Below are 13,062 nucleotides of genomic sequence, written 5' to 3'. Positions count from 1 at the left end.
GGTGCTCACGGGCGGTCCAAGGGTTCGGTGGGCTCTGCGCCAGGGCGGGCGTCCATCAGGATGCACTGCGCAGTCCAGGGTAATGGACCACGTCAGGGGTGTGAAGGGGATTTGCCGCTGTCCACGGGGCCGCGGGAGGCACGGCCGGGGCGCCGGACTCACCGCGGGAGCACGGGATCGCGGGAGGTGCGGCCCGGGCGCCGGACTCCCCGCAGGACGGGGTGCCGTCGTTTGCCGACGCTCAAGGCCGGCCCCCGGCCGCTGTCGGATCACCCCGCGAGTCGTTCCCGGGCGTACTCGCGCAGCTCGATCATCGGTTGCTCGGTCCGGTCGTCCAGGCGGCGGATGAGTGCGGAAGCGAGGTCAATGCAGCGAGTGGCCCCGGAGTCGAGGGCGCAATCGAGAGCGGCGCGGGCATCGGCCGCGGCAGCGGAGGCGTCGCGGTCATGGAGCGAGCCTTCGGCCCGGTAGGTCAGGAACACCGCTCTGGTGCGGGACCGGCGTGGATCGAGCTCGCCCAGTCCGGAGTCGATCGCCCTGCCTGCGCGACCGGGGTCACCGAGGTCGAGCCAGCAGCGCCCGGCGTCGGCGTTGACGTCCGCCATCGACATCCAGGACACCACGGGAGGTGTGTCCTGCGGGCGAATCCGGTCCAGCTCGGCCTCGGCGGACGCCAGGGCACGCCCGGTTGCCGTGTGATCCTGGAGCACGGCGCAAGCCCGTGCGCGGCGTACGTCGAGCAGGGAGCGGGCGGCCGGCGCACGGGTCCGGGAGCGGGCGTGTTCCAGCACTCTGATCGCGTCGGCGGGCCTGGACAACCAGGTTGCCTGGTATCCGAGGTCGGACAGTGCGACCGCGGCGAGATCGCGGTCCCCGGCCTGGTGCGCGGCGTGGACGGCGGCCTGCCAGTGGCGTTGGGCGTCGGCGTGCCGGTCGGCGTCAAAGCGCAGCCATGCGGCGCAGTGCGCGAGGTCGGCGGCCACGGCGTGGAGGCGACGACCGATTGCCGAGCTGTAACGGTTCTGGGTGATCAGGTCGATCGCAGTGTTCAGGTGGGCGTCGATGAGGCCGGAGACCTGTCGGTGCGGCCCGGCGGCAAGGGTGCGCAGTTCGCCGGAACGCCGCTCCAGCCACCTCAGGAGTTCCTCGTCAACCCGTTGTCCGCCCAGGGCCTGGGACAGGTGGCGCGGCTCGATGCGGGCCCAGTCGGCAGCGACCTCGACGAGGGTGCTGCTGCTGAGTACCAGGAAGGATCGTCGGTCCATGCGGGTGATCTGCACCTCTCTCAGAGCGGCCCGGCTTCCCGAGGGGCTGAACGGGGCGGGCTGTTCGAAGGCGGGCAGCCAGTCGGGCCATCGGAGATGTTCGATCGCGGCGGTCGGAACATCGAGGACCTCCGCCAGCAGCAACTGGCTCTCCTCGCTCGGTGTGGTTCCTGTCTCCCAGAGCCAGATCCGGTTTCGGTCGATACCGCTGCGCAGGCCACGCCTGTGGGCCTGCGCACGGAGCAGACGGGCGAGATCCTCTCCGGACCAGTGGTGCCTGTGGCGCAGATGCGCCAGCGGATGACGGTCCAGATCCATGTCGCCCCCTCTGACACTGACACCGCCCCTCCACCATGCCGTACCCGGAAGGGGGTTGAGGAGGCTTCACCGAGGCCGGGCACACATCGGCCACACAGTCATCCCCTGGAGCCCGGCGGGACCTGGTGGTGTCCTCGACGGCGTGACGCCGCGCATCCGCGCGGCGCCGTCGAGAAGGGCCGGCCCTCGCGTGAACACCAGGGATCGCTTTGCTGATCTGTCCGGCGCCACCGTCACCGTGACCGGAGGCTTCGGACTGGTCGGCAGCCGCATCGTGCACAAACTCCGCGCACTGGGCGCCAAACCGCTCTCCGTGGGCCGACTGGACGCCTACGGCAGTTCCGTCTGCTCCTCCGTGTTCGGCATCTCGCCCGGGGACCCGGACGTCGTCGCCGGCGACATCACCGACACCGCGCTGATGAACGACCTGCTGTCGCGCAGTGATTACGTCATCCACGCCGGGGCGCTGGCCGACGTCGCGGAGTGCCCCCGCAATCCGGCGGCGGCGCTGGAAGCCAACATCCGCGGTACCCAGACCGTGCTGGATGCAGCGGCCCAGCACAGCGGCACGTTGAGGAGGCTGGTCTTCGTCTCCTCGGCCGGCGTCTACGGCGTCGGCAACGGTTCGCCGGATGCGGGTGCCTGCTTCAGCGAGGACCTCGCCCCCGGTCAGGACGCGACCACCTTCGCCTTCCGCGACCAGGACTTCGACAGCCTTGCCAAGGCGGCGCCGTCCCTGCTGGGACAGACGATCTTCCGCGAGATGCGCATTCTTCAGCGCTACCCGCAGCTCTACCTCGCCTTCGAGCAGGCAAAGGCCCTTCGGGCCTGGAACTACTGGAACCACCACCAGATCCGGGCGCCGTTCAACGGGTTCCTCCCGAAGGGCGAGATCGGCGTCGACCCCGCCTACCCCGCCGACTGCGCGGTGTGGCTGGCGGAGACCTGCGAGCGGGGCCTGATCCACCCAGTCGACGAACTCGACGTCGCCTTCGTGCCCCGCATGGCGGACCTGGGCATGACCGCCATGCGACGGGACGCCACCGGCAAGGCCGCCGGGCATCCGGCCGCCGCCTGAACTGATCGCCCGGTACCGCTACCAGGTCTGCCCGTCCCGCCGGCCTCAGCGGCGCGCCATGTACAGCTCCAGCGCCCGGTGGAGCATCCGGTTCAGCGGGAAGTCCCACTCGCCGAGGTACTCCACCGCCTCGCCGCCCGTGCCCACCTTGAAGCGCAGGAGGCCGAGGAGGTGGTTCCCGTCCTCCAGGGTGTCGGTGATGCCGCGCAGGTCGTAGACGGCGGCGCCCAGTTCGTGGGCGTCGCACATCATGCGCCACTGCAGGGCGTTGTTCGGCTGGACCTCGCGTCTGCGGGCGGTCGAGGCGCCGTAGGAGTACCAGACGTGCTCGCCGACGGTGATCATGGTGGCCGCGGCGAGGACCTCGCCGTCGTGGTGGGCGAGGTAGAGACGCATGCGGTCGGGGTGCTCGGCGTCGAGCGCGGTCCACATGCGCTCGAAGTAGGCCAGGGGGCGCGGGACGAACCGGTCCCGTTCGGCGGTCTCGGTGTACAGGCCGTAGAAGGCCGCGAGATCCGTCCGGTCGCCGCGGACGACCTTGACGCCCGCCTTCTCCGCCTTCTTGATGTTGCGCCGCCACTGCTGGTTGAAGCCGCCCTGGACGTCCTCCAGCGACCGGCCGGCGTAGGGGACCTGGAAGACGTACCGCGGCTGTCCGGCCGCGAAGCCGTCCTCGCCGCCCGGCTCGGTCTGCCGCCAGCCGGCGCCGCGCAGCCGCTCGGCGACGCCGAGGGCGGGCGCCTCGGTGACGGTGGGCGCCGCGTCCCGCAGCCGCCGGGCACCCGGATCGGCGATCGCGGCCTTCACGGCGTCGGCGCTCCAGCGGCGTACGACGACGGGCGGGCCCATCTTCACGGAGAACGCGCCCCGCGCCTTCAGGTGGGCGAGCATCGGGTCCAGCCAGCGCTCGACGAGGTCCGCCGCGAACCAGTCGACGACCGGCCCTTCGGGCAGGTACGCCAGGTACCTCTTCAGCTTCGGCAGCGGCCGCAGCAGCACCAGCCCCGCCCCCACCAGCGCCCCGCGCTCGTCGAACCAGCCGAGGCTCTCCGCCCGCCAGTCCGGTTTCACGTCCCCCCACGCGGGAGTCTGCAGGTGACTGACGGAGGGGCGGTCCGCGACGAACGCCAGGTGCTCGGCGCGGGTGATCGGTTGGACACGCAGGCTCATGCGCGGGGCTCCTTCGACGGCTGTGCGGCCAGCGTAGGAGCCGACCGCGCCCGTGCCGGGGACCGAGCGACCCCGGGCGCGGGCGTGTCCGTTCCCGCACGCGCGCGTGCGGGCGCCGTCACCTCCTCACCGCTCCCCCGGCCGGTCCTCCGGCCCCTCCGCCAGGACCTCCGCGAGGTGGCGCCCCCGCACGCCCGCCAGCTGTTCGAGCTGGGTCCGGCAGGAGAAGCCGTCCGCGAGGACGACCGCGTCCTGGCCGGCGTCCCGCACGGACGGCAGGAGCATCTCCTCCGCGCAGGCCCGTGACACCTCGAAGTGGCCCTTCTCGAAGCCGAAGTTTCCGGCGAGTCCGCAGCAGCCGCCGCTCAGCTCGCCGCCGAGCCCGGCGGCCTCGCGCAGCCGCCGGTCGGCCGTGTCGCCCAGGACCGCGTGCTGGTGGCAGTGGGTCTGGCCGACGACGGGACGGTCGAGGCGGGGCGGCCGCCAGTGGGGGGCGTGCCGTTCCAGGGCCTCGGCGAAGGTGAGGACGCGGGCGGCGAGGCGGGCCGCGCGCGGGTCGTCGTGCAGCAGCTCGGGCAGGTCGCTCCGCAGGGCCGCGGCGCAGCTCGGCTCCAGCACGACGACCGGCACGTCCGCCGCCAGCACCGGCTCCATCAGGTCGAGGGTGCGCCGCAGCACCACGCGCGCGTGGTCGAGCTGCCCGGTGGAGACGTACGTCAGCCCGCAGCAGACCCGCGCGCGGCGGGCCGTCAGCAGGACCGCCGCGCTCCTGGACCGCCCGTCCCCCACCGGCCGCCCCCGCATCCGCAGGGTCGGCGGCAGCGCCACCCGCAGCCCGGCCGCCTCCAGCACCCCGACGGCCGCCCGCCCGACCGAGGGCGAGAAGTGCTCGGTGAAGGTGTCGGGCCACAGGACGACGAGGGGACCGGAGGCACCGAGGGGACCGGAGGCACCGCTGGTCCCGGAGCCGCCCGCGGGCGCCCTCCGCCGCCACCACCGGCTGAACGTCTCGCGGGCCGGCCGCGGGAGGTCCCGCTCCGCGGCGATCCCCCCGATCCGCTTCGCGGCCCGCGCCAACGGCCCCACCGCCGCCAGCGCGCCGACGAGCGACGCCGTGCGCGTACGGCTCACCCAGCGCAGCCAGACCGGCAGGCGTCCCATGGCGTAGTGGGCGGCCGGGCGGCGGCGGCCGGCGTAGTGGTGGTGGAGGAACTCCGCCTTGTACGTGGCCATGTCGACCCCGACCGGGCAGTCCGAGCGGCAGCCCTTGCAGGAGAGGCAGAGGTCGAGGGCCTCCCGCACCTCCTCCGACCGCCAGCCGTCGGTGACCACCTCACCGGCGAGCATCTCGTGCAGCAGCCGGGCCCGCCCGCGCGTGGAGTGCCGTTCCTCGCCGGTGGCCCGGTAGGAGGGACACATCACGGCGGGCCCGGACGCCGTCGCCGTACGGCACGCGGCGACGCCCACGCAGCGGCGGACCGCGGCGGTGAAGTCGCCGCCGTCGCCGGGGTAGCCGAAGGCCACGTCGACGGGCTCGCGGGGCAGCACGGCGAAGCGCAGGCCGGAGTCGAGAGGGGCGGGGCGGACCAGCATCCCGGGGTTGAGGAGGTCGTCGGGGTCCCACACGGCCTTCGCCCGCTCGAAGAGGGCGACCATCTCCTCGCCGTACATCCGCGGCAGCAGCTCGGCGCGCGCCTGCCCGTCGCCGTGCTCCCCGGACAGCGAGCCGCCGTGCGCCACGACCAGGTCGGCCAGTTCCTCCGAGAAACGGCGGAAGCGGCCGACGCCCGCCCCGGTGAGCAGGTCGAAGTCGATGCGGACGTGGACGCAGCCGTCCCCGAAGTGCCCGTACGGGGCGCCGCGCAGGCCGTGCGCGGTCAGCAGGGCGCGGAAGTCCCGCAGGTACGCGCCGAGCCGGGCCGGCGGCACCGCGCAGTCCTCCCAGCCGGGCCAGGCCTCCGTGCCGTCGGGCATCCGGGTGGCCGTACCGCTGGCGTCCTCCCGGATCCGCCACAGGGCGCGCTGCCCGGCGGCGTCCGTCACCACGAGCGTGTCCACGGCGTCGGCCGCCCGCGCGATCGCCTCCGCACGCGCGCGTGCCTCACCGGGCGACTCGCCGCCCGTCTCCACGAACAGCCACGCCCCGCCCCGCGGCAGTCCCGCCGCCGCCGGCACCAGGTCGGCGGCCATGCCCTCGACCGTCAGCGGCCGTCCCCCGCTCCCGGCCGCGCCCGAGCGGGGGGACGAGCGTGCCACCAGAGCGGCCGCGGCCTCGGCGGCGGCGCCCTCGTCGGCGTAGCCGAGCACCGCGAGCGCGTGCGCGCGGGGCGCCTCGACGAGATCGACCACCGCTTCCGTGAGCACGGCCAGGGTGCCCTCGGAGCCGCAGAAGGACCGGGCGACGTCGGCGCCCCGCTCCGGCAGCAGGGCGTCCAGCGCGTATCCGGAGATACGGCGGGGCAGCTCGGGGAATCCGGTGCGCAGCCGCGCCCGCTCGCCCTCGACGAGCGCCCGCAGTCCGTCCGGCGCGCCGGCCCATCCGCGGCCGAGCCGCAGGCGCCGCCCGCGCGCGGTGACGACGTCCAGCTCGCGCACGTGGTCCGCGGTCGTCCCCCAGGCGACCGAGTGGGCGCCGCAGGAGTTGTTGCCGATCATTCCGCCGAGCGTGCAGCGGCTGTGCGTGGACGGGTCGGGCCCGAAGCGCAGTCCGTGCGGGGCGGCGGCCTCCTGGAGGCGGTCCAGCACCAGACCGGGCTGGACGACGGCCGTACGGGCGTCGGCGTCCAGGCGGACGAGCCGGTTCAGGTGGCGGGTGAAGTCCAGCACCACGCCGGTGCCGGTCGCCTGCCCGGCGATCGACGTCCCCCCGCCGCGCGCCACGACCGGCACGCCGTGCGCCCGGCACACCTCCAGGGCCGCCGCCACGTCGTCGGCGTCGCGGGGCGCGACCACGCCCAGGGGGACGCGCCGGTAGTTGGACGCGTCCATGGTGACCAGTGCCCGGGAGGTGACGTCGAAGGCCACCTCGCCGCGCACGGCGGCCCGCAGCGCGGCCCGCAGTTCCGCGATCTCGGTCATCCCCTCAGGATGCCCCGGGAGACCGGCAACCTCCCCCCGGCCCGCGCGCCCGTGCCTCCCGGAGGGTGCCCGGCCGCGCTCTTCGCTTTTCGGCCACGTCAATTCCCAAGAACCTGACCGGGACCCTCCCAAAGTGATCACGAACCTGCATATAGTGACCGGCAGTTGCGCGCAGGTGACGGCTCTAGCCCCCAGTAGAGGCCGGATTACCTCATGGAATCGCCCGAGGGCCGGCCCGGATCTCCGGTGAACGCCCGCGGACCCGACCGAGGATTCGACTGATGACCTCCCCCGCCCTCCCAGGCGACCGCCCCGCCCTTCGCAACCTGCTGCCCGCCTTCGCGCTCACCGCGGCCGGGGCCGGGGCCGCGGTCGCCGTGGCCGCCGCTCTGGCACCGGCCTCCGTGCGCGGAGCCGTGGCGCTGACCGGGGTGGTGGCCGCCCTGCTGCTCTGCGCGGCCGTCACCGCGGCCGCACACGGCAGGCAGACGGCGCGGCTGGCCCGCGCCCGGCTGGCATCCGCCAACCAGGACCTCAGCCGGCTGTTCCAGGAACGTGCCCGGCTGGGTGAGGACTCCCGCCGTCAGCACGAACGGCTGGCCGGAGACCTGGCCCGGGAGCAGGCCCGGCTGGCGGCCGAGCTGGAGCGGGAACGCGCCCTGCACGCCGAGACCCTGGCCGCCGAGCACGACCGCCGCACGGCCGAGCACACGGCGGAACTGGCCCGCCTCACCGAGGAGCACGCCGCCGAGCGGGCCCGGCTCACCGCCGAGCACAGCGCGCAGGTGGCCCGCCTCGGCGAGGAGCGGGACCGGCTCACCGACGGCAACGCCCGGCTCGCCGCCCGGCTGCGTGAGGCCACCAGCGCGCGGGCCGCCGCCCTCTCCGCCACCGCCAACGCCGCGGGGCGCATGCAGGCCCTGGCCACCAGCATGCTGGCCGACCTGCGCGCGATGGAGGAGAAGCACGCCGACGAGGAGGTTCTCGCCGACCTCCTCCACCTCGACCACCGCACCGCCCAGGCCGGCCGGCTCGCCGACTCGGTCGCCGTCCTGACCGGCGCCCGGTCCGGCCGCCGCTGGGCCCGGCCCATCGCCATGGAGTCGATCCTGCGCGGCGCCATGGGCCGGATCGGCGGCTACCAGCGCGTGCGCGTCCACTCCGCCAGCGACACCGCCGTCGCCGGGCACGCCGCCGAGGGCGTCATGCACGCGCTCGCCGAACTCCTCGACAACGCGGCCAACTTCTCGCCGCCGACCGCCGAGGTCCACGTGTACGTGGAGGAGGTGCCGGCCGGGGTCATCGTGTCCGTCGAGGACAGCGGCCTCGTCATGAGCGAGGCCCAGCTCCGGCGCGCCGAGGCCGCGGTCTCGGGCGAGACGGCCGGGATCGGCGGTCTCACCGGCACCCGCCTCGGTCTCGCCGTCGTCGGCCGACTGGCCCGGCGGTACGGCATGAAGGTCTCCTACCGCCCCTCGGCGCGCGGCGGCACGGGCGTGCTGGTGCTCATCTCGCAGGACATCCTCGTGTCCCAGGACGGCACGCCCGGCATGCCCGCCGTGCCCGTCCCGCCCGCCGTGTCCGCCCCGTCGGTCACTCCGGCCGCCCCGGCCCGGCCCGCCCCGGCCGCCGCACCGCGCACCGGCCCCGTCCCGGCCCCCAGGTCCGCCCCCGACGCCTCCGACCGGCTTCCCCGGCGCGGCGGCAACCGCCCGGCCGCGGCACCGGCCGGCGCGACCGACACCCCGCAGCCCGTTCCCCCGGCCGACTACGCCGCCGCACTGGCCGCCTCCACCCCGGGCCCCGACCCGCTGCCCCGGCACGACTCCGCGGACCGGGACGAAAACCACACCCCGGACGCGGCGGCGCTCGGGCTGCCCCGCCGCCGGCGCGGCCGCACCCTCGCCGAGGCCGAGCGCGCCCGGTCCGGCAGCCGCACCGCCACGCCGCGCCCCGCCCCCACGGCCGAGGAGACCCGGGCCCGCGCCTCCCGCTTCAGCGACTTCCGCCAGGCCGTACGCGGCTCCGCGCCCACCGCGCCCCAGGACGCGGCCGGCCCCCCGGCCGCCCGGAGCACAGCCGAAGCCGCTGCCGCCGCGGACCCGGACGCCCCGCACACCGCCGCGGACCCGGACGTCACCTCGCCCGGCCGGGGCGACGACACCACCCCCGTACCCACCACCCCCGTACCCACCACCCCCCGCTCCCCGCACACGCAGAACCACCTGGAAGGCGATCCCACCTCATGACCGGCACGACGACCGCCGACGAGAAGCTCACCTGGCTGATAGAGGGCCTGCTGACGCGCACGCCGGGCACTCGGCACGCGCTCGTGCTGTCCCGTGACGGCCTGAAGCTGTGCCGTACGCCCGAGCTGTCCAACGACCAGGCCGACCAGCTCGCGGCGATCGCCGCCGGCATCCAGTCGCTGTCGCACGGCGCGTCCGTGGAGTTCGGGGACGGCAGCGGAGGCGTCCGGTCGGCGATGACCGAGTTCTACGGGGGCGTGCTGTTCATCGTGGAGGCCGGTGAGGGCGCGCACCTGGCCGTCGTCACCACCGAGGACGCGGACCCCGGCCTCGTCGGCCACAACATGAGCGAACTGGTCGAGCAGCTCGGGGAGCACCTGACCGCCCCGCCGCGCAGCTCATGAGCAGGCCCGGCAGGGACGACGCGCCCGACCGGCTGTACACGCTCACCGGCGGACGCAGCCGGCCCGGCCCGGACAGTCCCTTCGACCTGGTGACCCTGGTCGTCGCCGAGTGCGATCCGACGCCGGGCATGCAGTCGGAGCACGCGGCGATCCTGCGGATGACCGACCGTCCCACCGCGGTCGTCGAGATCGCGGCGGAGCTGGGGCTGCCGGTGAGCATCACCAGGATCCTGCTGTCCGACCTGCTCGCCTCGGGCCGGGTCAGTGCCCGTCACCCCCGCAAGGCCGCCGTACTCGACCCCGACATTCTGGAGCAGGTGCTCGTTGGACTCCGCAACCTCTGAGACGCGCACGCCACTCGGCGCGTCGGCCGACAACGGCCTCAAGATCGTGGTCGTGGGCGGCTTCGGCGCCGGCAAGACGACGATGGTCCGTTCGGTCAGCGAGATCCGTCCCCTCAACACCGAGGAGACGATGACCCAGGCCGGCGAGTCCGTGGACGACCTGAGCGGCGTGCGCGGCAAGACCGCGACCACCGTCGCCTTCGACTTCGGCCGCATCACCCTCGACGAACACAACGTGCTGTACCTGTTCGGCGCGCCCGGCCAGGAGCGGTTCTGGTTCCTGTGGGACCGGTTGTTCTCCGGGACGCTGGGCGCGGTCGTGCTCGTCGACACCCGGCGGATCGACGACTCCTGGTACGCCATCGACCGCCTGGAGAAGCACGGCACGCCGTTCATCGTGGCCTGCAACGACTTCGGCGGCCCGGCCTTCGCCCCGGAGCAGGTCCGCGAGGCCCTCGACCTCGACCCGCACGTGCCGCTGGTCACCTGCGACGCACGGTCCCGGGCGTCCAGCAAGCTGGTCCTGATCTCCCTGGTGGAGCACATCCAGGCCCTGTACGCCGCCCCCGACTCCGCCCCCGCCTTTCCCCAGGAGCTGGTGTGACCGCCGCCCCCGCCCCCGTCCTCCTCAGCGGCGCACTGCTCCAGGACGACCCGACCCGGGTGTACCGGGAGATGCGGCGCGAGCACGGTCCCGTCGTACCGGTGCTGCTGGACGGCGACGTACCGGCCTGGCTGGTGCTCGGCTACCGCGAGCTGCACCAGGTCACCGGCGATCCGGTGCTCTTCAGCCGTGACTCCGAGCTGTGGAGCCAGTGGGACGCCATCCCCGACGACTGGCCGCTGCTGCCGATGATCGGCCGCAAGCAGGCGTCGATCCTCTACACGGTCGGCGAGCGGCACCGCGAACGGGCCGCGATGCTCGGCAACGCGCTGGAGGCGGTCGACGCGTTCGAACTGCGCCGGTACGCCGAGAAGTTCGCCGACGAGCTGATCGACGGCATCTGTCCGCGCGGCCGGGCCGACATCGTCGGCGAGTACGCGATGCTGCTGCCGGTGCGGGTGCTGGCCCGCCTCTACGGCTTCGCCGACGACGAGGGCCCGGCCCTGGTCACCGCGCTCAACGACATGATCGACGGCCGGGAGCGGGCCCTGGCGGGCCAGACCCACCTGTTCACGTCGATGATGCGGCTGGTGGCCGACCGCACGGAGGCCCCGGCCGACGACGTGGTCTCGCGGATGCTCGCCGACCCCTCCGGGTTCACCGGCGAGGAGATCGTCCAGGACCTGATGGTGATGATGGCGGCCGGCCACCAGCCGACCGCCGACTGGATCGGCAACTCGCTGCGGCTGATGCTGACGGACAGCCGGTTCGCGGCCTCCCTGTTCGGCGGCCGCAACAGCGTCGCCGAGGCCATGAACGAGGTGCTGTGGGAGGACGCCCCCACCCAGAACGTCGCCGGCCGCTGGGCCTCCCGCGACACCCATCTGGGCGGGCGCCACGTCCACGCGGGCGACCTGCTGCTGCTCGGCCTCCAGGGCGCCAACTCCGATCCCCAGGTGCGCACCGACGGCTCGGCCCTGACCGGCGGCAACAGCGCGCACTTCTCCTTCGGCCACGGTGAGCACCGCTGCCCGTTCCCGGCGCAGGAGATCGCCGAGGTCATCGCGCGGACGGCCATCGAGGTCGTCCTGGACCGGCTGCCGGACATCGACCTCGCCGCACCGGCGGACTCCCTGACCCGCCGTCCGTCTCCGTGGCTGCGCGGTCTGACGGAACTGCCGGTGACGTTCACACCCACCCCCGCCCTTGGAGGCACGCTCTCATGACGGCTGCTACGGACGCGCCGAACGGTACGGAGCAGAAACGCATCGCCCTCGACCCCTTCGTCACCGACCTGGACGGGGAGAGCGCCGCGCTGCGGGCCGCCGGTCCGCTCGCCGCGGTGGAACTGCCGGGCGGCGTGCCGGTGTGGGCGGTCACCCACCACGCCGAGGCGAAACGGCTGCTGACCGACCCCAGGATCGTCAAGGACATCGACGTCTGGGGTGCCTGGCAGCGCGGCGAGATCGCCTCCGACTGGCCGCTGATCGGGCTGGCCAACCCGGGCCGGTCCATGCTGACGGTGGACGGCGCGGACCACCGCCGGCTGCGCACGCTGGTCGCCCAGGCGCTCACGCCCCGGCGGGTGGAGCGGATGCGCGGGCGGATCGCCGAGCTGACCGAGGGCCTGCTCGACCGGCTCGCGGAGCTGCCGGCCGGCACGGTGGACCTGAAGGCCGAGTTCGCCTACCCGCTGCCCATGTACGTGATCGCGGACCTGATGGGGCTCGCGGAGGACCGGCTGCCGCGGCTGAAGGAGCTGTTCGAGAAGTTCTTCTCGACGCAGACCCCGCCGGCCGAGGTCGTGGCGACGCTGACCGAGCTGGCCCAGATCATGGCGGCGGCGGTCGCCGAGAAGCGCGAGAACCCCGGCGACGACCTGACGTCCGCGCTGATAGCGGCGTCCGAGGACGGCGACCGCCTCACCGACGAGGAGATCGTCTCCACGCTCCAGCTGATGGTCGCGGCCGGCCACGAGACGACGATCTCGCTGATCGTCAACGCCGTCGTCAACCTCTCCCTCCACCCCGAGCAGCGGGCGCTGGTCCTGTCCGGCGCGGCGGACTGGTCGGCGGTGGTGGAGGAGACCCTGCGCTACGCCACCCCGACCTCCCACGTCCTGATCCGCTTCGCCACCGAGGACGTACCGGTCGGGGACAAGGTGCTGCCGGCCGGGGACGCGCTGATCGTGTCGTACGCCGCGATCGGCCGCGACGAGGAGGCGCACGGCCCGTCGGCGGGCGTCTTCGACATCACCCGCGACACGGCCAACCGCCACATCGCCTTCGGCCACGGCCCGCACGTCTGCCCCGGAGCGGCGCTGTCCCGCCTGGAGGCGGGCGTGGCACTGCCCGCCCTCTACGCGCGTTTCCCCGGCCTGGACCTGGCGGTCCCGGCGACGGAGCTGCGCAACAAGCCGGTGGTGACGCAGAACGACCTGTACGAACTGCCGGTCACCCTGCACGGCTGAGCACTTCCGGTGCGGGGGGACAGGCCCCCGCACCTCCCTCCTCGGTCCCCCCTCGGTGTCTCAGCGGCCGGACGACGTTTCG

General features: G+C 74.2%; 10 protein-coding genes. 7 read left to right on the top strand and 3 right to left on the bottom strand.

Annotation, left to right across the window (positions count from 1 at the left end; all coding sequences use genetic code 11):
• Nucleotides 1-269: 269 nt before the first annotated feature.
• Nucleotides 270-1,583, bottom strand: a complete 1,314-nt coding sequence (locus AB0N31_RS23425; protein ID WP_366060342.1) for an XRE family transcriptional regulator — start codon at nt 1,581-1,583, stop codon at nt 270-272.
• A 190-nt stretch (nt 1,584-1,773) separates the two neighbouring features.
• Between AB0N31_RS23425 and AB0N31_RS23420 the strand changes: the two genes are divergently transcribed.
• On the top strand, nt 1,774-2,661 hold the full coding sequence (locus AB0N31_RS23420; protein ID WP_366060341.1) for an NAD-dependent epimerase/dehydratase family protein: 888 nt from the start codon (nt 1,774-1,776) through the stop codon (nt 2,659-2,661).
• A 45-nt stretch (nt 2,662-2,706) separates the two neighbouring features.
• Here AB0N31_RS23420 and AB0N31_RS23415 read toward each other — a convergent pair whose 3' ends face one another.
• Together AB0N31_RS23415 and AB0N31_RS23410 are read right to left on the bottom strand one after the other, a co-directional pair.
• Nucleotides 2,707-3,831: a peptidoglycan bridge formation glycyltransferase FemA/FemB family protein gene (locus AB0N31_RS23415; protein ID WP_366060340.1), complete on the bottom strand. Its 1,125-nt coding sequence runs from the start codon at nt 3,829-3,831 to the stop codon at nt 2,707-2,709.
• A 126-nt stretch (nt 3,832-3,957) separates the two neighbouring features.
• Complete coding sequence (locus tag AB0N31_RS23410) at nt 3,958-6,909, bottom strand: FAD-binding and (Fe-S)-binding domain-containing protein (protein ID WP_366060339.1); 2,952 nt, start codon at nt 6,907-6,909, stop codon at nt 3,958-3,960.
• A 281-nt stretch (nt 6,910-7,190) separates the two neighbouring features.
• Here AB0N31_RS23410 and AB0N31_RS23405 point away from each other — a divergent pair, with 281 nt between their 5' ends.
• Genes AB0N31_RS23405 through AB0N31_RS23380 form a run of 6 tightly spaced genes read left to right on the top strand, consistent with a single transcriptional unit; the run spans nt 7,191 to nt 12,980 of the window.
• Nucleotides 7,191-9,158, top strand: a complete 1,968-nt coding sequence (locus tag AB0N31_RS23405) for an ATP-binding protein (protein ID WP_366060338.1) — start codon at nt 7,191-7,193, stop codon at nt 9,156-9,158.
• Entirely contained in the window at nt 9,155-9,562 is a 408-nt protein-coding gene (locus AB0N31_RS23400) for a roadblock/LC7 domain-containing protein (RefSeq protein ID WP_363086752.1), read from the top strand. The genes AB0N31_RS23405 and AB0N31_RS23400 overlap by 4 nt, the downstream gene beginning before the upstream one ends.
• The gene (locus AB0N31_RS23395; protein WP_366060337.1) at nt 9,559-9,906 is read left to right on the top strand and encodes a DUF742 domain-containing protein; all 348 of its coding nucleotides are present in this window, start codon (nt 9,559-9,561) and stop codon (nt 9,904-9,906) included. The genes AB0N31_RS23400 and AB0N31_RS23395 overlap by 4 nt, the downstream gene beginning before the upstream one ends.
• Entirely contained in the window at nt 9,887-10,510 is a 624-nt protein-coding gene (locus AB0N31_RS23390) for an ATP/GTP-binding protein (protein ID WP_366060336.1), read from the top strand. Before AB0N31_RS23395 ends, AB0N31_RS23390 begins: the two co-directional genes overlap by 20 nt.
• A 35-nt stretch (nt 10,511-10,545) precedes the next feature.
• A complete protein-coding gene (locus AB0N31_RS23385) occupies nt 10,546-11,736 on the top strand; it encodes a cytochrome P450 (RefSeq protein ID WP_366060392.1) in 1,191 nt (396 codons plus the stop codon).
• A complete protein-coding gene (locus AB0N31_RS23380; protein ID WP_366060335.1) occupies nt 11,733-12,980 on the top strand; it encodes a cytochrome P450 in 1,248 nt (415 codons plus the stop codon). Before AB0N31_RS23385 ends, AB0N31_RS23380 begins: the two co-directional genes overlap by 4 nt.
• Nucleotides 12,981-13,062 lie beyond the last annotated feature (82 nt).

This window comes from Streptomyces sp. NPDC051051 (genome assembly GCF_040682975.1).
Classification (GTDB): Bacteria; Actinomycetota; Actinomycetes; order Streptomycetales; family Streptomycetaceae; genus Streptomyces.
This window is presented reverse-complemented; position numbering and strand designations above follow the sequence as displayed.